This window comes from Streptomyces alfalfae (assembly GCF_004127445.1).
Classification (GTDB): Bacteria; Actinomycetota; Actinomycetes; order Streptomycetales; family Streptomycetaceae; genus Streptomyces; species Streptomyces alfalfae.
This window is the reverse complement of sequence record NZ_QEXM01000043.1, coordinates 851,198-873,667: the sequence shown is the minus strand read 5'-3', so window position 1 is coordinate 873,667 and position 22,470 is coordinate 851,198. Positions and strand designations below refer to the sequence as shown.

Sequence of the window (22,470 nt, the reverse complement as noted above, 5' to 3'; positions counted from 1 at the left end):
CCCCGCCGTCTCGTGCCCTCGCGGTTACGCCGGGACGCTCGCCACGCCCTGGTCGAGGAACCGCTTGCCGTTGACGCGCTCGCTGACGCCCTCACGGTCCAGGTACGGCGTGATGCCGCCCAGGTGGAAGGGCCAGCCCGCGCCGGTGATCAGGCAGAGGTCGATGTCCTGCGCCTCGGCGACGACGCCCTCGTCGAGCATGAGCCCGATCTCTTGCGCCACCGCGTCGAGCACGCGGTCCCGCACCTGCTCCTCGGTCAGGACCTGATCGCCCTGCTGGAGGAGCGCGGCGACCTCGGGGTCCAGCTCCGGCTTGCCGGAGTCGTACACGTAGAAGCCGCGCTTGCCCGCCTTGACGACGGCGGCGAGGTTCGGGGAGACGGTGAAGCGCTCCGGGAAGGCGCGGTTCAGGGTCTCGGAGACGTGCAGACCGATGGCCGGGCCGACCAGTTCGAGGAGGACCAGCGGCGACATCGGCAGACCGAGCGGCTCGACGGCCTTCTCGGCGACGGCGACCGGGGTGCCCTCGTCGATGACGTTCTGGATCTCGCCCATGAAGCGGGTGAGGATGCGGTTCACGACGAACGCGGGAGCGTCCTTGACGAGCACCGCGGTCTTCTTCAGCTTCTTGGCGACGCCGAAGGCCGTGGCCAGCGACGCGTCGTCGGTCCGCTCGCCGCGCACGATCTCCAGGAGCGGCAGGATCGCGACGGGGTTGAAGAAGTGGAAGCCGACGACCCGCTCGGGGTGCTTCAGCTTCGACGCCATCTCGGTGACCGACAGCGAGGAGGTGTTGGTGGCGAGGATCGCGTGCGCCGGGGCGACCGCCTCGACCTCGGCGAACACCTGCTGCTTGACGCCGATCTCCTCGAAGACGGCCTCGATGATGAAGTCGGCGTCGGAGAAGCCCTCGGCCTTGTCCAGGACACCGGAGACGAGCGCCTTGAGGCGGTTGGCCTTGTCCTGGTTGACGCGGCCCTTGAGGAGGAGCTTGTCGATCTCCTCCTTGACGTACGAGACGCCCTTGTCGACGCGCTCCTGGTCGATGTCGGTCAGGACGACCGGCACCTCGAGGCGGCGCAGGAAGAGCAGGGCGAGCTGCGAGGCCATCAGACCGGCGCCGACGACGCCGACCTTGGTGACCGGGCGCGCCAGGTTCTTGTCCGGGGCGCCGGCGGGGCGCTTGGCCCGCTTCTGCACGAGGTTGAACGAGTAGATGCCCGCGCGCAGTTCACCGCCCATGATGAGGTCGGCGAGCGCGGTGTCCTCGGCGTCGAAGCCCTTCTGGAGGTCGCCGTCCTTGGCGGCCTCGATGATCTCCAGGGCGCGGTAGGCGGCCGGGGCGGCGCCGTGCACCTTGGAGTCGGCGATGGCACGGCCGCGGGCGACGGCGGCGTCCCAGGCCTCGCCGCGGTCGACCTCGCCGCGGACGACCTCGACGGAGCCGTTCAGGACGGAGGCCGTCCAGATCAGCGACTGCTCGAGGAAGTCGGCGCCCTCGAAGAGCGCGTCGGCGATGCCGAGCTCGAAGACCTGCGCGCCCTTGAGCTGGCGGTTCTGGTTCAGCGAGTTCTCGATGATCACCGAGACGGCCTTGTCGGCGCCGATCAGGTTCGGCAGCAGCGCGCAGCCGCCCCAGCCGGGGACCAGGCCGAGGAAGACCTCGGGCAGCGAGAAGGCGGGCAGCGCCTTGGAGACGGTGCGGTAGGAGCAGTGCAGACCGACCTCGACGCCACCGCCCATCGCGGCGCCGTTGTAGTACGCGAAGGTCGGCACGGCGAGCCCGGAGAGGCGCTTGAAGACCTCGTGGCCGCCCTTGCCGATGGCGAGCGCGTCCTCGTGGCGCTTCAGCAGCTCCACGCCCTTGAGGTCGGCGCCGACGGCGAAGATGAACGGCTTGCCGGTGATGCCGGCGCCGATGATGGCGCCCTCGGCCGCCTCCTTCTCGACCTGGTCGATCGCCGTGTTCAGGTTGGCGAGGGACTGCGGGCCGAAGGTGGTCGGCTTGGTGTGGTCGAGGCCGTTGTCGAGCGTGATGAGCGCGAAGCGGCCCGCGCCCGCCGGGAGGTCGAGGTGGCGTACGTGCGCCTGCGTGACGACCTCGCCGGGGAACAGTTCGGCCGCGCCCTTCAGGAGCTCAGTGGTGGAGCTGCTCACTTGTCGCCTCCGGCGTCCTTGTGGTTCGGGTTCTCCCAGATGACCGTCGCGCCCATGCCGAAGCCGACGCACATGGTCGTGAGGCCGTAGCGCACCTCGGGCTGCTCCTCGAACTGCCGCGCGAGCTGCGTCATCAGGCGCACGCCGGAGGAGGCGAGCGGGTGGCCGAACGCGATGGCGCCGCCGTACTGGTTGACGCGCGCGTCGTCGTCCGCGATGCCGTAGTGCTCCAGGAAGGCCAGCACCTGCACGGCGAACGCCTCGTTGATCTCGAAGAGACCGATGTCGCCGATGCCGAGGCCCGCCTTGGCGAGGGCCTTCTCGGTCGCCGGGATCGGGCCGTAGCCCATGACCTCCGGCTCGACGCCCGCGAAGGCGTACGAGACGAGGCGCATCTTCACGGGGAGGTTGTTCTCCCGCGCGAACTCCTCGGAGGCGATGAGGGAGGCGGTGGCGCCGTCGTTGAGACCGGCGGCGTTGCCCGCGGTGACGCGGCCGTGCGTGCGGAACGGCGTCTTGAGGCCCGCGAGGTTCTCCAGGGTCGTCCCCGGGCGCATCGGCTCGTCGGCGGTGGCGAGGCCCCAGCCGGTCTCACCGGCCTCCTCATTGGTACGGCGTACGGAGATGGGGACCAGGTCGGCCTGGATCTTGCCGTCGGCGTACGCCTTGGCGGCCTTCTCCTGCGAGCGCACGGCGTACTCGTCGGCGCGCCGCTTGGTGATGCTCGGGTAGCGGTCGTGCAGGTTCTCGGCGGTCATGCCCATGAACAGGGCGGACTCGTCGACCAGCTTCTCGCTCACGAAACGGGGGTTGGGGTCGACACCCTCACCCATGGGGTGGCGGCCCATGTGCTCGACACCGCCGGCGACGGCGATGTCGTACGCGCCGAAGGCGACGCTGCCCGCGACCGAGGTGACGGCGGTCAGGGCGCCGGCGCACATGCGGTCGATGGAGTAGCCGGGCACGGACTGCGGGAGCCCGGCCAGGATGCCGGCGGTGCGGCCGATCGTCAGACCCTGGTCGCCGATCTGCGTGGTCGCGGCGATGGCGACCTCGTCGATCTTGGCGGGGTCGAGGTCCGGGTTGCGGCGCAGCAGCTCCCGGATGGCCTTCACGACGAGGTCATCGGCACGGGTCTCGTGGTAGATGCCCTTCGGACCCGCCTTGCCGAACGGGGTGCGGACGCCGTCCACGAAGACGACGTCCCTGACGGTACGAGGCACGATGGCTCTCCTCCAGGGTGCGGTTGCGCCACGCCTGCGGCGCGCTTCCTTACTCCTCACCCTACTTGCCGGTAACTATGTGGCCAAGGGAGGGTTTGGGGAGGCGAACGTCACATCTGGCCGCGGGCCCCGGGGGCGGCCTCCGACCGTGGGGCGGTGGGGGTGGCCGGGGCCGTTCCTCGCCGGGCGCGGTGGTGCGTGGTGTCGCTCCGGCTGCGGGGTTGTGGTCGCCGGGCGCTCGCCCGATCGCCTGCTCTCCCGCTCGCCCGGCGGGCCCGTTGTGCGGTCGCCGCTTCGCGGCGGATGCTCTCCCACCCGCCCACCCGGCGGTGAAGGGGCGCTGCCGCCGGGGGGTCGGTCAGGGCTCGATGCAGGGTGAACGGGTGGGTGGGAAAGAACCCCGCCGCGAAGCGGCGGGGGCAAAGACCCGGCTCAGCGACAGGGGAAGACACACGCCCCAGCGGCGGGGGAACGGGCGCCCCAGCGGCAGGGAGAACGCACGCTCCAGCGCCCCGCCCCGCCGGGGGACGCAGGCCCGCGGCGACGCTCAGGCGAGGGCCGCGACCAACGCCGGGGTCACCTGGGCGATCTGCCAGCGGCGGGCCCCATGCGCGGCCAGGGCTTCGCTCACCGAGGCCTCGGTGATCTCGGCCGGGGGCTCCCAGCAGACGCGCCGGACCGTGTCCGGAGTGATCAGGTTCTCCTGGGGCATGTTCAGCTGCTCGGCCAGCGCCGAGACCGCCGCACGCGCCGCGGAGAGCCGCGCCGCCGCCGCGGGGTCCCGGTCCGCCCAGGAGCGGGGCGGCGGCGGACCGCTCACCGTCTGCCCGGGCTGCGGAAGCTCGGAGTCCGGCAGCGCCTTGGCGCGGTCCACCGCGGCCTGCCACTGCTCCAGCTGACGCCGCCCCATCCGGTGCCCGAAGCCCGAGAGGCCGGCGAGCGCGTGCACGTTGGGCGGCAGCCCGAGCGCCGCCTCGACGATGGCCCCGTCGCTGAGCACCTTGCCCGGCGACACGTCCCGCCGCTGCGCGACCTTGTCCCGCGCGGTCCACAGTTCGCGTACGACCGCCATCTGACGGCGCCGCCGGACCTTGTGCATCCCGGACGTCCGCCGCCAGGGGTCCTTGCGGGGCGGCGCGGGCGGCGCGGAGGCGATGGCGTCGAACTCCTCGCGGGCCCACTCCAGCTTGCCCTGCCGGTCCAGCTCCTTCTCCAGGGCGTCGCGCAGGTCGACCAGGAGCTCCACGTCCAGCGCGGCGTACCGCAGCCAGGGCTCGGGGAGGGGGCGGGTGGACCAGTCGACCGCGGAGTGGCCCTTCTCCAGGACGAAGCCGAGGACGCCCTCGACCATCGCCCCGAGCCCCACGCGCGGGAACCCGGCGAGCCGCCCCGCCAGCTCGGTGTCGAAGATCCGGGAGGGGACCATGCCTATTTCGCGCAGGCACGGCAGGTCTTGCGTGGCCGCGTGCAGGACCCACTCCGTGTCGCCGATGGCCTCGCCGAGGCCGGAGAGGTCGGGGCAGGCCACGGGGTCGATCAGCGCGGTGCCCGCGCCCTCGCGGCGGAGCTGGACGAGATAGGCGCGCTGGCCGTACCGGTAGCCGGACGCGCGCTCGGCGTCGACGGCCACGGGTCCGGCGCCGCGGGCGTACGCGGCGATCATCTCGGCGAGGGCGTCCTCGTCGGCGATCACCGGCGGAATGCCGTCGCGGGGCTCCAGCAACGGGGTCGGCGCCTTTTCGACGTCGTCCGGAGGAGCGCCTCCGGTGGTTCGCAGTGAGCTGTCTGCTGCGGTCTCTTGGGCGTCGGTCACCGGTCAAGGGTATCTGTGTATGCGCGACGCCCGTCGACGGAACGTTCCGTCGACGGGCGTGAAGGGGATGTAAATGAGTCAGTGGATGATTCCGGTGCGCAGGGCGACCGCGACCATCCCGGCCCGGTCGCCCGTGCCGAGCTTGCGCGCGATCCGGGCGAGGTGGCTCTTCACGGTCAGGGCGGACAGGCCCATCGAGACGCCGATGGCCTTGTTGGACTGGCCCTCCGCGACGAGGCGGAGCACCTCGACCTCACGGCCGGAGAGCTCGCGGTAGCCGCCGGGGTGGCTCGGGGCGCCCGGTGGGCGGCGGTGCATTCGGGCGGCGGCCGAGCCGATCGGAGCGGCGCCGGGGCGGGTGGGGAGTCCGACGTTCGTACGCGTGCCGGTGACGACGTAGCCCTTGACGCCGCCCGCGAGGGCGTTGCGCACGGCGCCGATGTCGTCGGCGGCGGAGAGGGCGAGGCCGTTGGGCCAGCCCGCGGCACGGGTTTCGGAGAGGAGCGTCAGGCCGGAGCCGTCGGGGAGGTGGACGTCTGCGACGCAGATGTCCCGGGGGTTGCCGATGCGGGGACGAGCCTCCGCGATCGACGAGGCCTCGATGACGTCGCGCACACCGAGCGCCCACAGATGGCGGGTGACGGTGGAACGGACGCGCGGGTCGGCCACGACGACCATGGCGGTCGGCTTGTTCGGGCGGTAGGCGACCAGGCTTGCGGGCTGCTCGAGGAGAACGGACACCAGGCCTCCTGGGGGGTGGCGGGACGGGGCCGGCTGGGGGGAAGAAGCCGGGCGAAACCGTGCTTTCAAGGTCACAAACCTCTTCGGCAGCAAAGGCGCCCGCCTTTAGGAAATGATCAGGATTCGGTGCGTAATAATCAGGGCAATTCGGACACGCACTCGATCATCCGAAGATCGAACCGAATGATCACTCTTCCGAGTGACCACGGACGAGGCATCCCCGCTCCCGCGCTCCGGCGCACACAAAACCCACCCGTCGGAGCAACGGGTGGGTGCGTGGTGGGCCTCGGGGCCCGCGGGCGCGTGCCCGCGCGTCAGCGGGAGAGGGGCCCCCTGCGCTGCGGCAGCGACACCACGGAGGCGTCGCCCGGCGTGACCGGCGGCAGCCCCGCGACCTGGCAGAGCAGCTCGCACCAGGCGGCCAGATGCGTCGCGGTGTCCGGCGTCCCGCCGGGGCCCTCGCGTGGCGTCCACGACGCCCGGATCTCGATCTGCGAGGCCGGCGGGCGTTCCGCGAGCCCCCCGAAGTAATGCGATCCGGCGCGCGTCACCGTGCCGCTCGCCTCACCGGCGGACAGCCCGCGCGACTGGAGCGCGCCGGTCAGCCAGGACCAGCACACCTCCGGCAGCAGCGGATCGGCCGCCATCTCCGGTTCCAGCTCCGCCCGCACCAGCGTGACGAGCCGGAACGTGCCGTGCCAGGCGTCGTGGCCCGCCGGGTCGTGCAGCAGCACGAGCCGGCCGTCCGCGAGGTCGTCCTCGCCCTCCACCACCGCCGCCTCCAGCGCGTACGCGTACGGCGCGAGCCGCTGCGGCGCCCGCGTCGGGTCGATCTCGATCTCCGGCCGCAGCCGTGCCCCCCGCAGCGCGTCGACCGCCGCGCGGAAGGGCAGCGGAGCCGAATCCGCCACCTTCCCCTCCGAACTCTCCATCTCGCCAGCGCCGTCCGACCGTTGTCCCTGAGCCGCAGCCATGCGGGGAAGGTTAAGGGGAACCGCGCCTTCGCGCAGGGAGAGACACCCGTCAGGGGGTTCCCGGTCGACGTGGGAGACTTTCCGGGTGAGTGCCAACAGCAGCCAGAGCCCCGTGGGCCGGCGTAACGAAGCGACGTACGACTCCCCGTTCATGAAGGCGTGCAGGCGGGAAGCCGTGCCGCACACGCCGGTCTGGTTCATGCGACAGGCGGGGCGCTCACTGCCCGAGTACCGCAAGGTCCGCGAGGGCACGGCCATGCTGGAATCCTGCATGCGGCCCGACCTGGTCACCGAGATCACCCTGCAGCCGGTGCGCCGCCACGGCGTGGACGCCGCGATCTACTTCAGCGACATCGTCGTGCCGCTGAAGGCCATCGGCGTCGACCTCGACATCAAGCCCGGCATCGGGCCCGTCGTGGAGAACCCCATCCGTACGCGCGCCGACCTCGCGCAGCTCAGGGACCTCACGCCGGAGGACGTCTCCTACGTCACCGAGGCGATGGGGATGCTGACGGCCGAGCTGGGCTCCACGCCGCTCATCGGTTTCGCGGGCGCGCCCTTCACCCTCGCGAGCTACCTCGTCGAGGGCGGCCCGAGCCGCAACCACGAGCACACCAAGGCGCTCATGTACGGCGACCCGCAGCTCTGGTCCGACCTCCTCGACCGGCTCGCGGAGATCACCGGCGCCTTCCTGAAGGTGCAGATCGAGGCGGGCGCCAGCGCCGTGCAGCTCTTCGACTCCTGGGTGGGCGCCCTCTCGCCCGCCGACTACCGGCGCTCGGTGATGCCCGCGTCGAAGAAGGTCTTCGACGCGGTCGCCCCGTACGACGTGCCGCGCATCCACTTCGGCGTCGGCACGGGCGAGCTGCTCGGCCTCATGGGCGAGGCCGGAGCCGATGTCGTCGGCGCCGACTGGCGGGTGCCGGTGGACGAGGCGGCGCGCCGCGTCGGGCCCGGCAAGGCGATCCAGGGCAACCTCGACCCGGCGGTCCTGTTCTCCACGCGCGAGGCCGTCGAGACGAAGACGGACGAAGTGCTCGCCGCCGCGAAGAGCCTGGAGGGGCACATCTTCAACCTCGGCCACGGCGTCCTGCCGACCACGGACCCCGAGGCGCTGACGCGGCTCGTGGAGTACGTGCACGAGCGCACATCAGCCTGAAAATTGTCCGAAAACGGCCTCTGCCCGAGCGGCAGGGGCCGTTTTCCGTGCCGGGCAACCCCTTCGCTTTCGCGACGCGGGCGCTCGGCGTGAGCCGAGGTGTGCGCTCAGCGTGAGCCGACGCGTGCCGCGGGCGCGCCGTCCGAGGCCCACAGCGAGGTGACCGCCTCGCGCAGCGAGAACCGCGGCCGCCAGCCCAGCTCCCACTCCGCCGCGGTGATGTCGGCGCACTGCCAGGGCACCACCGTCCCGCGGTCGGCCGGGCCCGGCGTCTCCAGGAGTTCGCCGGTGAAGCCCGCCGCCCTGACCAGGCCGTGCGCGAGGTCGCGCACCGGGGCCGCCCGCCCGCTGCCGACGTTGAGCAGCCGCGGCAGCCGCCCCGGCAGGGCGAGGGCGAGCGCCACGGCCCGCGCCACGTCGCGTACGTCGACGAAGTCCCGGTGCGCCGACAGATCGCCCACCTTGACCGTGCCGTGCGGGGTGCGGGCCACGGCCCTGCTCAGCTCGGCGGTCAGCCTGCCGGGCAGCCCGGCGGGCGGCGCGCCGGGGCCCACCGGGCTGGTGACCCGCAGGACCAGGGCGTCGAGCGGGCTCTCCAGGACGGCGAGCGTCCCGGCCAGCTTGGTGGCGCCGTACGGGGTGACCGGGCGGGCGGGCGCGTCCTCCGGGGTCCGCTCGTCGACGCCGGCCGGACCGTACTCGGCCGCCGAGCCGAGGTGCACGAGGCGGGCGGTGGGCAGCGCCGCCGCGAGGGCCGCGCAGAGCACGGCGGGTCCGCGGGCGTTGACCTCGGCGAGGTGCGGCGTGCCGCCGCCGACCGCGCCCGCGCAGTTGACCACCGCGTCCGGCGCGGCCTTGACGAGCCGTTCGGCGAGTCCGTCCAGGGTGCAGGTGGCGAGGTCGATCCGCTGGTCGTCGCCGGGGGCGCGGCCCCCGCGCAGCAGCCGTACGCCCGGCAGGGCGCGCAGCCGCCCGGCGACGTGCCCGCCCAGGTATCCGGTGGAGCCCAATATGAGGATGCGCACGGCCGCCTCACACCCCCTTGCCGGACAGCGGACGGTGGGCGGTGGACGGCGCGGCGGCGCGGTCGGTACGGCTGTGAAGCAGAGCGGCGGCGTCCTGAGCCGCCGCTCGCGCGGTGTCCTTCATGTGGTGTGTGGTCCCCTCCACGGTCGGGTCGGCGAGGATGTCCCCACCCCGCCGCCCGCCCCCCAGCGACGCCGACACGGTCGCACCCCGTGCCCGTGCCGCTCTGACGCGTCACATAGTGGGTCCCACCTGCGGAGTCTGTGCTGATTCCGTGAAAGCTGGCGGAAAAGAGATGGCGATGGTCTATGGGGGCGCAAGGGATGGCCGGGCACGGGTGGTGCGGGGCGGACGGAATCGTTCCGTCGGACCGCCGCCGCTCAGAGGGGGTGCGCCGAGGGGCGGGACCGTCGCGTGTCATGTGCACGCGTCGGCCGTGGGCGGGCTCCCACGGCTCCGGTAATCCCGTGCGTACGAAGAGAAGGTTTCGGCCAGGGGGCGGAGGCCGCCGGGGAGCGTCTTCCACATAGCAAGCGCGTTCTGACCTGCGTGGAAAGCGCGTTCCGACACGGGGGAGGGGGTGCGAAACCGGGCACGGAGGAGTGCCCGCATGCCGCCCGTACCCCGCCCGGGCCCCGTCCGCACCATGCTCGGACGGCCGCCCGCGCCCCGCCCGGACGCCCGCGCCCCGCCCGGACGGCCGCCCGCATCCTGCGTGGACGGGCCGCCCGCACTCCGTCCGCACTCTGCGTGGACGGCCGCTCGCACCCTGTTCGGACGGCCGCCCGCACCCCGTCCGCACCCTGCGTGGACGGCCGCCCGCACCCTGCTCGGGCGGCCGCCCCCATCCGAGCCCGGACGGCCGCCTGCACCCCACCCGGACGCCCCCCGCCCCGGCCCTCACCCCGCCCGGACCGCCGTCACCGCCTTGCGTGCCGCCACCAGGACCGGGTCCCACACCGGGGAGAAGGGCGGCGCGTAACCCAGGTCCAGGGCCGTCATCTGCTCCACCGTCATCCTCGCCGTCAGGGCGACCGCCGCGACGTCCACCCGCTTGCCCGCGCCCTCACGGCCGACGATCTGGACGCCGAGGAGCTTGCCCGTGCGCCGCTCGGCCAGCATCTTCACCGTCATCGGGGCCGCGTTCGGGTAGTAGCCCGCGCGGCTCGTCGACTCGATCGTCACCGCCACGTACTGCAGGCCCGCCGCCCGCGCCTCCTTCTCGCGCAGCCCCGTGCGGGCGATCTCCAGGTCGCACACCTTGCTGACGGCCGTGCCCACCACGCCGGGGAACGTGGCGTAGCCCCCGCCCACGTTCGAGCCGATGACCTGGCCGTGCTTGTTCGCGTGGGTGCCGAGCGCGATGTGGCGCTCCCGGCCCGACACCAGGTCGAGCACCTCCACGCAGTCCCCGCCCGCCCAGATGTCCTCGTGGCCGCGCACCCGCATCGCCAGGTCGGTCAGCAGACCGCCGTTCTCGCCGATCGGCAGGCCCGCCTCCTCGGCGAGCGTCGTCTCCGGGCGCACGCCGAGGCCGAGCACCACGATGTCCGCCGGGTACTCGGCGTCGTCGGTGGCCACCGCCCTGACCCGGCCGTCGTCGCCGGTGAGGACCTTCGTGACCTCGGCGTCGTTCACCATCTCGATGCCCATGCCGGTCATCGCGTCGTGGACCAGGCGGCCCATGTCCGGGTCGAGCGTCGACATCGGCTCCTTGCCGCGGTTGACGGCCGTCACCTCGTAACCGCGGCGGATCAGCGCCTCCGCCATCTCGACGCCGATGTAGCCCGCGCCGACGACCACCGCCCGCCGGCCCTCCGTGCGCCGCAGGGCGTCGATCAGCGCCTGCCCGTCCCCGAGGGTCTGCACGCCGTGCACACCGGGGGCGTCGATGCCGGGCAGCGGCGGGCGGATGGGCCGGGCTCCGGTGGCGATGACGAGCTTGTCGTAATCCGTCCAGTACTCCTCGCCCGACGCGAGGTCGCGGGCCAGGACGCGCTTGCCCGGGACGTCCAGGCGGCGGACCTCGGTGCGCGTCCGCAGGTCGATGCCGCGTTCGCGGTGCTCCCGCGGCGTGCGCGCGATGAGGTCGTCCCTGTCCTCGACGTCGCCGCCCACCCAGTAGGGGATGCCGCAGGCGGAGTACGAGGCGAAGTCGCCGCGCTCGAACGCGACGATCTCCAGCTCCTCCGGCTTCCTCAGCCTGCGTGCCTGCGACGCCGCGGACATGCCGGTCGCGTCGCCTCCGATGATGACCAGTCGCTCTCGTGTGCCGCTCATACCGACACGCTACGGCGCGCCCCCGGGGAAGCGTGCCGCGGCGGGTCGCCGGACTCTCAGGCCCCTCCGTCGTCGTTTCCCGGCCCCGCGGGACGCGCGTGGCGCGGCAGCCTCGGGCGCACCACCCGCAGCCACAGCAGGAGCAGCAGGGCCGCCACCGCCGCGAACGGCAGCACCCCGGCGAGCGCGATCCCGATCCAGCGCAGCACGGTGACGAACGCGTTCCAGCCACCGGCCAGCGCGTCCACGAGCGTCGGGTCGTCGTCGTTCCCGCTGTCCGCCCGCGCGGAGCGCTCGGTGAGCGACAGCGTGATCGTCGCCAGGGTCGTGCGGTCCTTCAACGAGGCCCGCCGGGCCAGCAGCGCCTCCAGATCGGCCTGACGGGCGCTCAATTCGCCCTCCAGCGTGACGACGTCGCTCAGCTTCGTGGCCTCGTCCATCAGCTCCCGCACGCGCGCCACGCTGGCCCGCTGCGACCTGACGCGGCTCTCCACGTCAACGACCTGGTCGGTGACGTCCTTGGCCTTGGCGTCCCTGGCGACCAGCCTGCCGGTCCCTTCGAGGGCGGCGAGGACCTCCTCGTACCGCTCCTGGGGGACGCGCAGCACGACGCGGGAGCGGTCGCGGCCCTCGCCGTCGCGGGAGGTCTTCTCGTCGCCCACGATGCCGCCCGCGTCCTCGGCCGCGGTCCGGGCCTCCGCCAGCGCCTTCGGCACGTCCGTGACACGGACGGTGAGCGTCGCGGTGCGGATGATGTGCGCGCCGGCCGGCCGGCGCGGCTGCTTCGCGCCGGACGCGCCGGGCTTCTCACCGGCTTTGGCGGCGGACTCGTCCGCCTGGCCGCCGTCCGGGCCGTGGACGCCGCTCGCCCGCTGGCCCGCCGCCTTGCCGTCGCCGGCCCCGCTGTCGCTGTCACCGCCGGCGTCCGCGGCGCAGCCCGCGAGCGCCAGCGCGGCGGCCAGCAGCACCGCGGAGAGGGTCCGGGCCGCGCGGCGTCGCGACCGGCGGCGACCGGCGGCGTGGTGGGCGCTCGCGTCTGGTGTGTGCATCGACGTCCCCCCGAGGGATGTGGTGTCCGGTGCTCCTTCGACGCCGGGGCGGGCCGCGACGGTGGTTGCCGGGCGGTCCCGATGCGGTCACGTTCGGGACTCGGCGTCCCAGGGGCCGGGTCGGGACTCGGCGTCCGGGGGCGGCGGGGTCGAGGCCCGGCGTCCGAGGGTCTGGGTCGGGGGTGAGACACCGGCTCTGAGAGAGTGGGGACATGCGCGAAACGGACACACGTACGGGTAGCGGCCACGCCGTCGTCATCGGTGGCGGAATCGCCGGCCTCGCGGCCGCGCACCGGCTGCTCGTCACCGCCCCGGGCACCCGGGTGACGCTCCTCGAAGCCTCCGACAGGCTCGGCGGCAAGCTGCACGCCGGGGAGATCGCCGGGGTCCGCGTCGACCTGGGGGCGGAGTCGATGCTCGCCCGCCGCCCCGAAGCCGTCGCGCTCGCCCGCGAGGTGGGCCTCGGCGACCGGCTCCAGCCGCCCGCCACCGCCACCGCGTCGATCTGGACCCGCGGGGCCCTGCGCCCCATGCCCAAGGGCCACGTCATGGGCGTGCCCGGCGACGCCTCCGCGCTCTCCGGCGTCCTGTCCGACGAGGGCCTGCGCCGCATCGAGCGGGACCGCGAACTGCCGCCCACCGAGATCGGCGACGATGTCGCGGTCGGCGCCTTCGTCGCCGAACGCCTGGGCCGCGAGGTCGTCGACCGCCTCGTGGAGCCGCTGCTCGGCGGCGTCTACGCGGGCGACGCGTACCGCATCTCGATGCGCTCGGCCGTACCGCAGCTCTTCGAGGCCGCCCGCGCCCACGCCTCGCTGACCGAGGGCGTGCGCGCCATCCAGGCGACGGCCGCGCGGAACCAGCGCACCGGGCCCGTCTTCATGGGCATCGAGGGCGGCGTCGGGCAACTGCCGCTCGCCGTCGCGGACGCGGTGCGCGCGCGGGGCGGGGAGATCCGCACCGGCACGCCGGTCACCGCACTGCGGCGCACCCCGGCGGGGTGGCAGGTGAGCGCCGGTGACGACGTCGTCGCCGCCGACCGCGTCGTGGTCGCCGTGCCCGCCTACGCCGCCGCCGCGCTGCTCGGCGTCGAGGCGCCCGCCGCCGCGGCCGAGCTGGCGAGCGTCGAGTACGCCTCCATGGCCCTGATGACCCTCGCCTACCGCCGCGACGTCGTCGACCTCCCCGAGGGCAGCGGCTTCCTCGTGCCGCCCGTCGACGGGCACACCATCAAGGCGTCCACCTTCGCCTCGCGCAAGTGGGGCTGGATCGCCGACGAGGACCCCGGCCTGCTGGTGCTGCGCACCTCGGTCGGGCGGTACGGGGAGACGGAGATCCTGGGGCGCGACGACGCCGACCTCGTCGAGCTCTCCCGGCGCGATCTGCGCGCCGCGACGGGCCTGGACGCCACGCCGGTCGCCACGCGCGTCACCCGCTGGCACGACGGCCTCCCGCAGTACCCCGTCGGCCACCACGCGCGCGTGGCCCGCGTCCGCGAGCGCGTGGGCGAGCTGCCCGGCCTCGCCGTGTGCGGAGCGGCGTACGACGGCGTGGGCATCCCCGCCTGCGTCGCGAGCGCCCACGCCGCCGTGGACCAGCTGGCGGGCGACGCCACCGGTGTGGACGAGCTCACCCGCAACCCGGTGCAGAGTCTCCACGGGGCCGGAGGAGAATAGGTTCATGAGTGACGAGACCCCCGCCAAGACCCCGAACGCCGGCAAGAAGGCCAAGGACCTCAACGAGGTCATCCGCTACACGCTGTGGTCGGTCTTCAGGCTGCGAGACGTGCTGCCCGACGACGGAACGGTCCGCGCGGGCTACGCCGACGAGGTCCAGGAGCTGTTCGACCAGCTCGCGGCCAAGGACATCACGATCCGCGGCACGTACGACGTCTCCGGCCTCCGCGCCGACGCCGACATCATGATCTGGTGGCACGCCGAGACCAGCGACGAGCTGCAGGAGGCCTACAACCTCTTCCGCCGCACGAAGCTCGGCCGCGCCCTGGAGCCGGTCTGGTCGAACATGGCGCTGCACCGCCCCGCCGAGTTCAACAAGTCGCACATCCCGGCCTTCCTGGCCGACGAGACGCCGCGGAACTACATCAGCGTCTACCCCTTCGTGCGCTCCTACGACTGGTATCTGCTGCCCGACGAGGACCGCCGCCGCATGCTCGCCGACCACGGCAAGATGGCCCGCGGCTACCCCGACGTGCGCGCCAACACGGTCGCCTCGTTCTCGCTCGGCGACTACGAGTGGATGCTGGCCTTCGAGGCCGACGAGCTGTACCGCATCGTCGACCTCATGCGCCACCTGCGTGCCTCCGAGGCCCGGATGCACGTCCGTGAAGAGGTGCCGTTCTACACCGGCCGCCGCAAGTCCGTCGCCGACCTCGTGGCGGGCCTGGCCTAGATCCGAGGGTCCCTCAGAGCGCCTCGGCGGGCCGCGCGGCCCGCTCGGCGGTCTGCGGCTCCGGCTCCCGGCGCGGCGCGCACGACGCGTCCCGCGCCGGGACGCGGCCCTTCAGGAGGTAGGCCTCCAGGTGGCGGTTGACGCAGGCGTTGCCGCCGCCGCCGATGCCGTGCGTGCCCGTGCCGCGCTCGGTCACCAGGGCCGAGCCGCCCATCCTGCGGCGCATCTCCAGGGCACCCTCGTACGGGGTGGCCGCGTCGCGCTCGCCGGCCAGGATCAGGGTCGGGGGCAGCTCGCCCTCGGCCGTACGGACGTCGACCGGCTGCTGCCGGGGCGCCGGCCAGTAGGCGCACGGCAGGTTCATCCAGACGTTCTCCCACGTCTCGAACGGCGCCGAGCGGGCGAGGAGCGAGTTGTCGCGGTCCCAGGTCCCGAAGTCCGTCGGCCAGGGCGCGTCGTTGCACTCCACGGCCGTGTAGACGGCGTTGACGTTCTCCGCCTCCGCCGCCGCCCGCGGTTCGGGCGCCGCCTGTTCGACCAGCGGCTCCGGGTTGCCCTTGAGGTACTGCGAGAGCGCCGCCGCGCGCATCGGCCAGTAGTCGTCGTAGTACCCGGCCTGGAGGAAGGCCGCCTGGAGTTCACCCGGGCCGACCTTGCCGCCGGCCGGCTCGCGGGCCAGCTTCCGGTTCGCCCTGTCGTAGCTGCGCATGACCGCTTCCGGCGTCCTGCCCAGGCCGTACGCCGCGTGGTGCTTCGCCATCCACGCGCGGAAGTCCGCCCAGCGCCGCTCGAACGCCGCCGACTGGTCGAGGTTGTTGCGGTACCAGATCTGCGCGGGATCGGGGTTCACCGCCGAGTCGAAGACCATGCGCCGCACGTGCGAGGGGAAGAGCGTGGCGTAGACGGCCCCGAGGTAGGTGCCGTACGAGGCGCCCACGAACGTCAGCCTCCGCTCGCCGAGCGCGGCCCGCAGCACGTCGAGGTCGCGTGCGTTGTTCAGTGTCGTGTAGTGCCGCAGCCCCGGGTTGCGGGCGGCACACCCGCGCGCGTGCGCCTTCGCCTTGGCGATGCGCGCCTTCTTGTACGCGGCGCCGGGGTGGCTCGGCGCGCTCGTGGGCGCCTTGATGAACCGCTCGGGGTTCTGGCAGGAGAGCGGGGCGGAGCGGCCGACACCGCGCGGGGCGTACCCCACCAGGTCGTAGGCGGCCGCGACGCGCTTCCACTCCGGCATGATGCCCATGACCGGGAAGTGCATGCCCGACCCGCCGGGCCCGCCCGGGTTGTAGACCAGCGAGCCCTGCCGCGCGACCTTCCCGCGCCCGTCCCCGCCGGTCGCCCGCGCCCTGCTGACGGTCAGTCGGATCTGCTTGCCGCCGGGCCGCGCGTAGTCCAGCGGCACGATGACCGTCCCGCACTTCAGGGACGGGGGCATGTCCTCGGCCTTGGGGCAGGCGCCCCAGCGGATTCCGGCGGCCTCCGCGCGCTCGGCGGCGACCACGACGCCCCGGTCCGCGGCGGACGGCGCGGTGGCTCCGCTCGCGCTTTGCGCGGGGGCGACGACGAGGGCGCTCAGGGCCAGGGTTCCGGCGGTTCCATAACGGGCGGCTGCTGCTCTCATCGCGCTGATGACCCCTTCGGTTCGGGCGTGCGTTCCCGCAGGCGGTGACGTCCGCGCGCGCCCGCGAGGGCTCGCCGTCGGGCGTCGGCATCGGCAGCGGCGTCGGCGTGGGTGTCAAACACAGGGGATGATTCGTCCGATAGTCGGTGAAGTAAAGCACCGGCCCGTCGGTGTCGGCTCAATGACCCCGTTGAGCCGCTTCCCGGCCCGTCCGGCCCGCCCGGTGCGAGAACGCCGCGCGCAGCCCGGGGTCGTCGACGGCGCTCACCCCCCGTACCGCCACGGCCGTGAGGCGGTCGTCGCCCGCCGCGAGCGTCCGCAGGAGCGCCTGCCCCGCGGGCGAGGCCCAGCGCGTGTACGGGTGGACCTCGACGCGGGCGATCAGCAGGCAGCCGGCGCACAGCAGCAGCGGCAGCGCGAACCACGCGGCGACCGGCGTCTCCCCGGCGCCCGCGGGTTCCTGACCCGGCATGAGCACCGCCACGGCGCCGAGCGCGAGCACCGCCACCGCCGCGGCCCGCACCTGGCGCACCCCGGCCGCCACGCCCTCGCCCGCGCCCTCGGGAACGGCGAGGCCCGCGGCGACCAGCCGGTCCGCCAGCGCCCGCACGGCGTCGGCGCCGGCCGCCCCGCGGCGTATCGGCGCGATGCGGGACTGCCCCGCCGGGCCGATCGCGCCGAGCACCGAACGCTCGATGTCGTCGCGCCCCTCCGGGTCGACCACGGTCGCCCACCCGGTGTGCGCGATCAGCAGCCGCCGCGCCCCGGCCATCGCGACGAGCGCCAGATCGGCGACGCGCGCGGGCCCGCCGGACAAGAACGCCGCCTCGTAGAGCGTGAGACGGCGGCCGGTCGGCGCGGCCTTCCCCGGCGTCGCGGCACGGGCGGCGGCCACGCAGAGCCTGCCGCAGGTCAGGCCGGTCGCGGCCCAGGCGAGGAGGAGCAGGGGGACCCAGAACATGGCGGTGTTCTATGCGAAGGCGTCGCTTCGCGCCATGGCATATTCAGCATGCGGGACGGTCGGTGACGGGTAGGTAACGTTCCGTTTCCCGCCGGGTGATGGCGGGGGTTACTCCGGCTTCGGGCGGGAGGCGGCCGGCGGCAGGGGATACATGGGGGACGGGGTGGCCGGCGAGGCCGGGGCCGGTGACGCGGTGGGGCCCGGCGGCGCGGGGGAGCGGGTCGCGGGGGCCTGGTCGGGGGCCGCGTCCCGCGCGAGGCCGTCGAAGTCCACCAGGCCGGTCTTCTCCAGGACGGTGATGTGGTCGAGGACGGTCGTGTTCGCGTCGTCGGCGAGCGTACGCACCAGTGAGTTGCGGGTGCCGGCGCGCACCTCGGCCACCACCGGGAACACCGCGCCGTGCGCCCGGCGCAGGATGTCGGCGAACTTCTCGTCGTACGTCCCGCCGCGCGCCGCGCTCAGCTCGGCGAGCCACTGCCGCTGCTGCCGGCCGGGCTGGTCCGGCAGTTCCAGGCGCAGCCGGGCGGCGACCTCGCGTACGCGCGCGTCCAGGAACGTGTGGCCCGCCACGAGGTGCTCGCCCGCGGTCCGCACCGCCTTGGTGGTGCCGCGCTCCTCGGCCTGCCGGCCCGCGGGCAGCTCCCACAGGCCCGCGAGCCGCACCTTGGCGACGAAGTCCCGGTCCAGGGCGGTAAGCGGCCCGAAGTCGGTTGCCACCGTCTCCGCGTCCAGTCTGTCCAGGCCGGTGCCCGAGCGGTCCTCGTAGGACCAGAGGGGGAAGAGCAGCGCGACGAGCGTCGCGACGAGCCCCGTGACGACGAGACCGGTGCCGTTGCTGATGCGGGATCGCATGGGCGCCTCCTGGTGCGGCACCGCACGCTAGTGCCCCCCGCGCGGCCCGGGGCGGCGTTACGGCGGGGCGTACGCCAACCTCCGTACGGCGCCACCGGCCCGGGCGGCGCGGCGTGCGCCGCCCGTCGGGAGGAGGGCGGACTGCTTCAACAGGACCCGCCGCCCCCGCCGCCCCCGCAGGAGGAGCCGCCACCGCCACCGCCACAGGACGAGCCGCCGCCCGAGCAGGACGAGCCTCCCGAGCACGCGCTCCCGCTGCCCGAACAGGCCGCGCCGCCACCGCCGCCGGAGCACGCGGAGCCGCCGCCCGCGCCGCCGAAGCCGGTGGTGGACCCGCACCAGGCCGCCGCCCCGGCGCTCCAGAGGCCCGGGTCCTGGAACGGCAGCGGCGCCGGGGACGAGGGGGGCGCCGCGAGGCCCCGGGCCCTGGCCGCGGCGATGAGCTGGGACCGCAGGTCGGGGTGGGCCGCGGGGAGCCCGCGGGTGGCCACGAGGTGGGCGGCGCCCGTCAGGTGCCGGGACGAGTCCACGTACTGGTGGAGGGCGCGGCGGCCGGCGGGCGTGAGCTGACCGGACGTCAGGGTGAGGGAGACGACGCCGACGCCGATGCCGAGGGCGGCGGCGGGGAGCAGGACGTGCAGGACGCTGTCGAGCAGCCGGTCCGGCTCCGTGTAGTCGTCATCGGCGTACTGCAGCGCCGTCAGGATGCCCGCGGTCGGGAGCCCGATGAAGGTCAGGAAGACCTGAGCCCCCGCCCAGCGCCGCCAGGTGCGCCGCGGCCCGGGGCGCACGACGAGGCCCCGCTCCGCCAGCGCGTCGCCCGTCTCCTGGACCGGGCGGCTGCGCATCACGGCGGCCCGCAGCCAGTGCAGCGCACCGCTCGGCGCCGCCGTGTGGGCGTCGATGACCGCCTGCTCGGCGGCGTTGCGCGCGACCGGCCGCGTGATGCCGACGACGCCGGGGCCCGCGACGACCAGGCGGCCGTCCTCGTGCAGCCCCGCGATGACCGCGTCGGCGGCGCGGGCGGGGCCGCCGGAGAGGAACGCGGCCTCCGGGGTGCCCCGCACGAAGGCCCCGTCACCGGCGCGGGAGCCCTCGCCGTGCCGGGACCCGCCGCGGCGGACCGTCACCACGCCCATGACCAGCGGCACGCAGGAGAGCAGGACGGCGGTCGCGTACACGACCGCGGCGACGCTCATGGCGTCACCGCCGCAGCAGGACGCGGCGGGTGGCGTGCAGCAGCCGGGCGGCGGGCCGCCGGGAGCGCGGCGCCGGGCCCGAGCGGTCCAGCCACCAGTCGCTCAGCCGCTGCCGGGCGTCCGGTGACGCGGGCCGCCCCGCGAGCAGCAGGTGCTCGGCGAAGCCGAGGGCGTCGTGGCGGTAGCCGCCGGTCATCGGCCTGACCCGGGCGTAGCCGAGGAACTCGGCGCGGTAGGCGGCGCCGAGGATCTCCGGCAGCTCCGGCGCGACCTTCGCGACGACGTCGGCGCGCTTGGCGCCCAGCGCGCGGCTCTGCACCTTCAGGCGCGTGTGGTCGAAGCCCTCGGGCGCCGGGGTGCCCGCCACGAGTGCGGAGAGCAGGGCGGCCTGGGCGAGTGCGGTGCGCTGCCGGGCGGCGGCGGAGGCGGGCGGCACGGTGTCCGGCGCGGCGCCCGGCTCGGCGGGGGAGGTCTTCACCGTGGCCCGGATGGCGTCGAGTTCGCGCTCCAGCTCGGCCGGTCCGGGGAAGTTCTCGTCCCGTTCGAGCAGGACGCCGGGCGGCGCGGTGCGCGACGCGAGGTCGGCCAGGATCGCGAGGACCGGCTCGGGGACGGGATGGGCGTGGCTGTCGTGCCAGACCCCGTCCCGCTCGAAGCCGCCCGCGACATGGACGTACGCGATGGCCTCGACCGGCAGTTCTTCCAGGGCCTTGACCGGGTCCTCGCCGCGGTTGACGTGGTTGGTGTGGAGGTTGGCGACGTCGATGAGCAGCCGCACACCGGTGCGGTCGGCCAGCTCGTACAGGAACTGCCCCTCCGTCATCTCCTCGCCGGGCCAGGCGATGAGCGCCGCGATGTTCTCCACGGCGAGCGGCACGGGCAGCGCGTCCTGGGCGGCGCGGACGTTCTCGCAGAGCACGTCGAGCGCGTCGCGGGTGCGGGGCACCGGCAGCAGGTGCCCGGCTTCGAGGGGCTGGGTGGCGGTGAGGGCGCCACCGGCCCGTACGAACGCGATGTGCTCGGTGACCAGCGGCGAGCCCAGGGCCTCGGCCCGCTCGGCGAGCGCCGTCAGACGCCCCTCGTCGGGACGGTCCGCGCCGCCGAGGCCCAGTGAGACACCGTGCGGCACGACGGTCACGCCACGCTCGCGGAGCCGCAGCAGCGAGTCGGGCAGATGCCCCGGACAGATGTTCTCCGCGACGGCCTCGACCCAGTCGATGCCGGGCATCGCCTCCACGGCGTCCGCGATCTCAGGACGCCAGCCGATACCGGTCCCCAGACGCTCCATTTCTCCCCCTTCGTCCCCCCGAGTTCCCCGGTCGCCCGGTCACTCGTCCCCGGGACCATCACCGGGACGGGACCGGCCGAACCCCGCAGGGGAGACGTTCAGAGCTACATTTGAGGTTCCGGCCGGCCGGTGTCGATGCGTCCCGGCGGCCCCGGCGAGGGCCGCGACGTGGTCGACACCTCGCCCTCGGGCCCGGCGGGCGGAGCCTCGGGCGGGGCGGCCCCGGACGGCGGGGGAGGAGGCCCGGTGGGGCTCTCGGTGGCGTCGGCCGCGGCGCCGTTGGCGATGTCGTCGAAGTCGACGAGCCCGGTGGCCTCCAGCATCGTGATGTGGTCGAGGACGGTCTGGTTGGAGTCCGTGGCGAGCTGCCTGACCAGCGAGTTGCGGGTGGTGTCGCGGACCTGGGCGATCACGCTGAAGACCTTGCCGTGCGAGGCGCGCAGCAGATTGGCGAACGTGCGCTGGTACGTCTCCCCGCTCGCCTCCGTCAACTCGTCCAGCCAGCCCTGCTGCTGGGCGGTCGGCTGGTTGGGCAGCTCCACGCCGAGCTGCGCGGCGGCGGAGCGCACCCGCTTGTCGAGGTCGGTGTGGCCCACGATGAGGTGGTCACCGGCCTCCTTGACGGCCTCGGTCGGCGCGCGCTCCACGGCCTGCTGGCCCGCGGGGATCTCCCAGAGCCCGGCGAGCCGCACCTTCACCAGCAGATCCCGGTCGGCCGCCGAGAGCGGCCCCCACCGGGTGGGCACCGTCCCGGCGGCGAGGTCGGCCTCGCCCGTGCCGGAGCGGTCGGCGTAGGACCACACGGGGAACGCGATCGCGCCCAGCGTGGCGACGAGTGCCGCGATGATCAGAGCCGTGCCGTTGACGTGCCGCAAGGTGCCTCCCGTGCTCACCGGTGATACCGAGGAGTACGGAAGACACGGGCGGGGCGTTCAGTGGCGGGGCGTGCGGAGCGCCGGGTGGTCGGCGACCACCGTGCAGGAGCCCGGGGCGATCTCCGTGAAGCCCGCGTCGCGGACCACCGGCAGGCCGCTCGTGGTCAGCGCCCGCCACTGGGCGGGGGCGGCCGTGCGGACCGAGAGGGGGAAGCCGGCGTCGCGCCAGGCCGTGCGGTCCTCGGCGGACAGCTCCCACCAGGCGAGTTGGGCGCCGTGGCCCGCCTGCGCCATCGCCTTGCCCGCCGACATGTCGACATCGGGGCTCATCCACAGGACGGGGTGCGTCGCGTCGGCCCCGCCCGGCGGCTCCGGGTCGTCCAGGTCGGTGCCCGACACCTGGAGTTTCGCCAGCTCCTTGGGCCAGCCGTCCAGCGGGACCGGCGGGAAGACGCGCACCTCCGCGGACTTGCCCGTGACCGTGATGCCGGGCAGCGTCTCGGCCTTGCGCCACTCGCCCCCGCGCGCCCTGCGCACCACCTTGCGGATGCGGGCGTCCTGCCAGTCGCGCATCGCCCGCGCCCACTCGCCGTCGCCGAGCGAACGCTCGTCGCTCAGCATCACCAGGACGGCACGGGCCGCGGTCTCCAACGCGTCCGTGCGGGCCGGGGGAGCGGCACGCTCGATGCGGGCGACGAGGGGCAGGACGAACTGCGGGGCCTCGTCGCGCGGTGTGCTCTCGTGGCGGAAGGGGCTGTCCGCGGCGGGCCCGCCGTCCCGCGTGCCGGTGGAAGTCGTCTCGTCGCTGCTCACGGGCCCAGTCTGCCAGGCGGGGAATCCGCCCCG

The 22,470-nt window shown here is 74.2% G+C and carries 19 protein-coding genes; 3 read left to right on the top strand and 16 right to left on the bottom strand.

The annotated features are described in order from the left end of the window. Nucleotides 1-24: 24 nt before the first annotated feature. From DCW30_RS26885 to DCW30_RS26865, 5 genes are all read right to left on the bottom strand, one after another. Nucleotides 25-2,157 (bottom strand): 3-hydroxyacyl-CoA dehydrogenase NAD-binding domain-containing protein, encoded by a 2,133-nt coding sequence (locus tag DCW30_RS26885; protein WP_076684029.1) that lies wholly within the window; start codon nt 2,155-2,157, stop codon nt 25-27. Continuing rightward, nucleotides 2,154-3,380: a thiolase family protein gene (locus tag DCW30_RS26880; protein WP_076684028.1), complete on the bottom strand. Its 1,227-nt coding sequence runs from the start codon at nt 3,378-3,380 to the stop codon at nt 2,154-2,156. Before DCW30_RS26880 ends, DCW30_RS26885 begins: the two co-directional genes overlap by 4 nt. Before the next feature lie 547 nt (nt 3,381-3,927). Continuing rightward, nucleotides 3,928-5,193 (bottom strand): ribonuclease D, encoded by a 1,266-nt coding sequence (locus tag DCW30_RS26875; protein WP_062770679.1) that lies wholly within the window; start codon nt 5,191-5,193, stop codon nt 3,928-3,930. A 78-nt stretch (nt 5,194-5,271) separates the two neighbouring features. Then, nucleotides 5,272-5,934, bottom strand: a complete 663-nt coding sequence (locus DCW30_RS26870; RefSeq protein WP_030687574.1) for a response regulator transcription factor — start codon at nt 5,932-5,934, stop codon at nt 5,272-5,274. A gap of 314 nt (nt 5,935-6,248) precedes the next feature. Continuing rightward, complete coding sequence (locus DCW30_RS26865; RefSeq protein ID WP_076684027.1) at nt 6,249-6,908, bottom strand: DUF3000 domain-containing protein; 660 nt, start codon at nt 6,906-6,908, stop codon at nt 6,249-6,251. Between the two features lie 151 nt (nt 6,909-7,059). Here DCW30_RS26865 and hemE point away from each other — a divergent pair, with 151 nt between their 5' ends. Next, entirely contained in the window at nt 7,060-8,067 is a 1,008-nt protein-coding gene (hemE, locus tag DCW30_RS26860; protein WP_373569126.1) for a uroporphyrinogen decarboxylase, read from the top strand. A 107-nt stretch (nt 8,068-8,174) separates the two neighbouring features. Here hemE and DCW30_RS26855 read toward each other — a convergent pair whose 3' ends face one another. From DCW30_RS26855 to DCW30_RS26840, 4 genes are all read right to left on the bottom strand, one after another. Beyond that, complete coding sequence (locus DCW30_RS26855; protein WP_076684025.1) at nt 8,175-9,092, bottom strand: NAD-dependent epimerase/dehydratase family protein; 918 nt, start codon at nt 9,090-9,092, stop codon at nt 8,175-8,177. A gap of 7 nt (nt 9,093-9,099) precedes the next feature. Then, a complete protein-coding gene (locus DCW30_RS26850) occupies nt 9,100-9,294 on the bottom strand; it encodes a hypothetical protein (protein WP_123985591.1) in 195 nt (64 codons plus the stop codon). A 699-nt stretch (nt 9,295-9,993) separates the two neighbouring features. Further along, entirely contained in the window at nt 9,994-11,373 is a 1,380-nt protein-coding gene (locus tag DCW30_RS26845) for an FAD-dependent oxidoreductase (protein ID WP_076684024.1), read from the bottom strand. A gap of 56 nt (nt 11,374-11,429) precedes the next feature. Then, a complete protein-coding gene (locus tag DCW30_RS26840; protein WP_076684023.1) occupies nt 11,430-12,422 on the bottom strand; it encodes a DUF4349 domain-containing protein in 993 nt (330 codons plus the stop codon). A gap of 212 nt (nt 12,423-12,634) precedes the next feature. Between DCW30_RS26840 and hemG the strand changes: the two genes are divergently transcribed. After that, the gene (gene hemG, locus DCW30_RS26835) at nt 12,635-14,098 is read left to right on the top strand and encodes a protoporphyrinogen oxidase (RefSeq protein ID WP_076684022.1); all 1,464 of its coding nucleotides are present in this window, start codon (nt 12,635-12,637) and stop codon (nt 14,096-14,098) included. Nucleotides 14,099-14,102: 4 nt separating this feature from the next. Continuing rightward, nucleotides 14,103-14,831 (top strand): hydrogen peroxide-dependent heme synthase, encoded by a 729-nt coding sequence (gene hemQ / locus DCW30_RS26830; RefSeq protein WP_076684021.1) that lies wholly within the window; start codon nt 14,103-14,105, stop codon nt 14,829-14,831. A gap of 13 nt (nt 14,832-14,844) precedes the next feature. Here hemQ and DCW30_RS26825 read toward each other — a convergent pair whose 3' ends face one another. The 7 genes from DCW30_RS26825 to DCW30_RS26795 all read right to left on the bottom strand — a co-directional run bounded on the left by DCW30_RS26825 (nt 14,845) and on the right by DCW30_RS26795 (nt 22,437). Continuing rightward, the gene (locus DCW30_RS26825; RefSeq protein ID WP_076684020.1) at nt 14,845-16,449 is read right to left on the bottom strand and encodes an alpha/beta hydrolase; all 1,605 of its coding nucleotides are present in this window, start codon (nt 16,447-16,449) and stop codon (nt 14,845-14,847) included. A 178-nt stretch (nt 16,450-16,627) separates the two neighbouring features. Further along, on the bottom strand, nt 16,628-17,410 hold the full coding sequence (locus tag DCW30_RS26820; protein ID WP_119271221.1) for a TIGR04222 domain-containing membrane protein: 783 nt from the start codon (nt 17,408-17,410) through the stop codon (nt 16,628-16,630). 108 nt (nt 17,411-17,518) lie between these two features. Further along, nucleotides 17,519-18,262, bottom strand: coding sequence for a DUF4142 domain-containing protein (locus DCW30_RS26815; RefSeq protein ID WP_076684018.1), 744 nt, complete (start codon nt 18,260-18,262; stop codon nt 17,519-17,521). Between the two features lie 146 nt (nt 18,263-18,408). Continuing rightward, nucleotides 18,409-19,461 carry a TIGR04222 domain-containing membrane protein gene (locus DCW30_RS26810; RefSeq protein ID WP_076684017.1) on the bottom strand — a complete coding sequence of 351 codons (1,053 nt, stop codon included), beginning with the start codon at nt 19,459-19,461 and terminating at the stop codon, nt 18,409-18,411. Nucleotides 19,462-19,465: 4 nt separating this feature from the next. Then, nucleotides 19,466-20,749: an MbnB/TglH/ChrH family RiPP precursor modification enzyme gene (locus DCW30_RS26805; RefSeq protein WP_076684016.1), complete on the bottom strand. Its 1,284-nt coding sequence runs from the start codon at nt 20,747-20,749 to the stop codon at nt 19,466-19,468. Nucleotides 20,750-20,853: 104 nt separating this feature from the next. Next, complete coding sequence (locus DCW30_RS26800) at nt 20,854-21,624, bottom strand: DUF4142 domain-containing protein (RefSeq protein ID WP_076684015.1); 771 nt, start codon at nt 21,622-21,624, stop codon at nt 20,854-20,856. A 57-nt stretch (nt 21,625-21,681) separates the two neighbouring features. After that, nucleotides 21,682-22,437 (bottom strand): peptidyl-tRNA hydrolase, encoded by a 756-nt coding sequence (locus DCW30_RS26795; RefSeq protein WP_076688781.1) that lies wholly within the window; start codon nt 22,435-22,437, stop codon nt 21,682-21,684. Nucleotides 22,438-22,470: the final 33 nt, after the last annotated feature.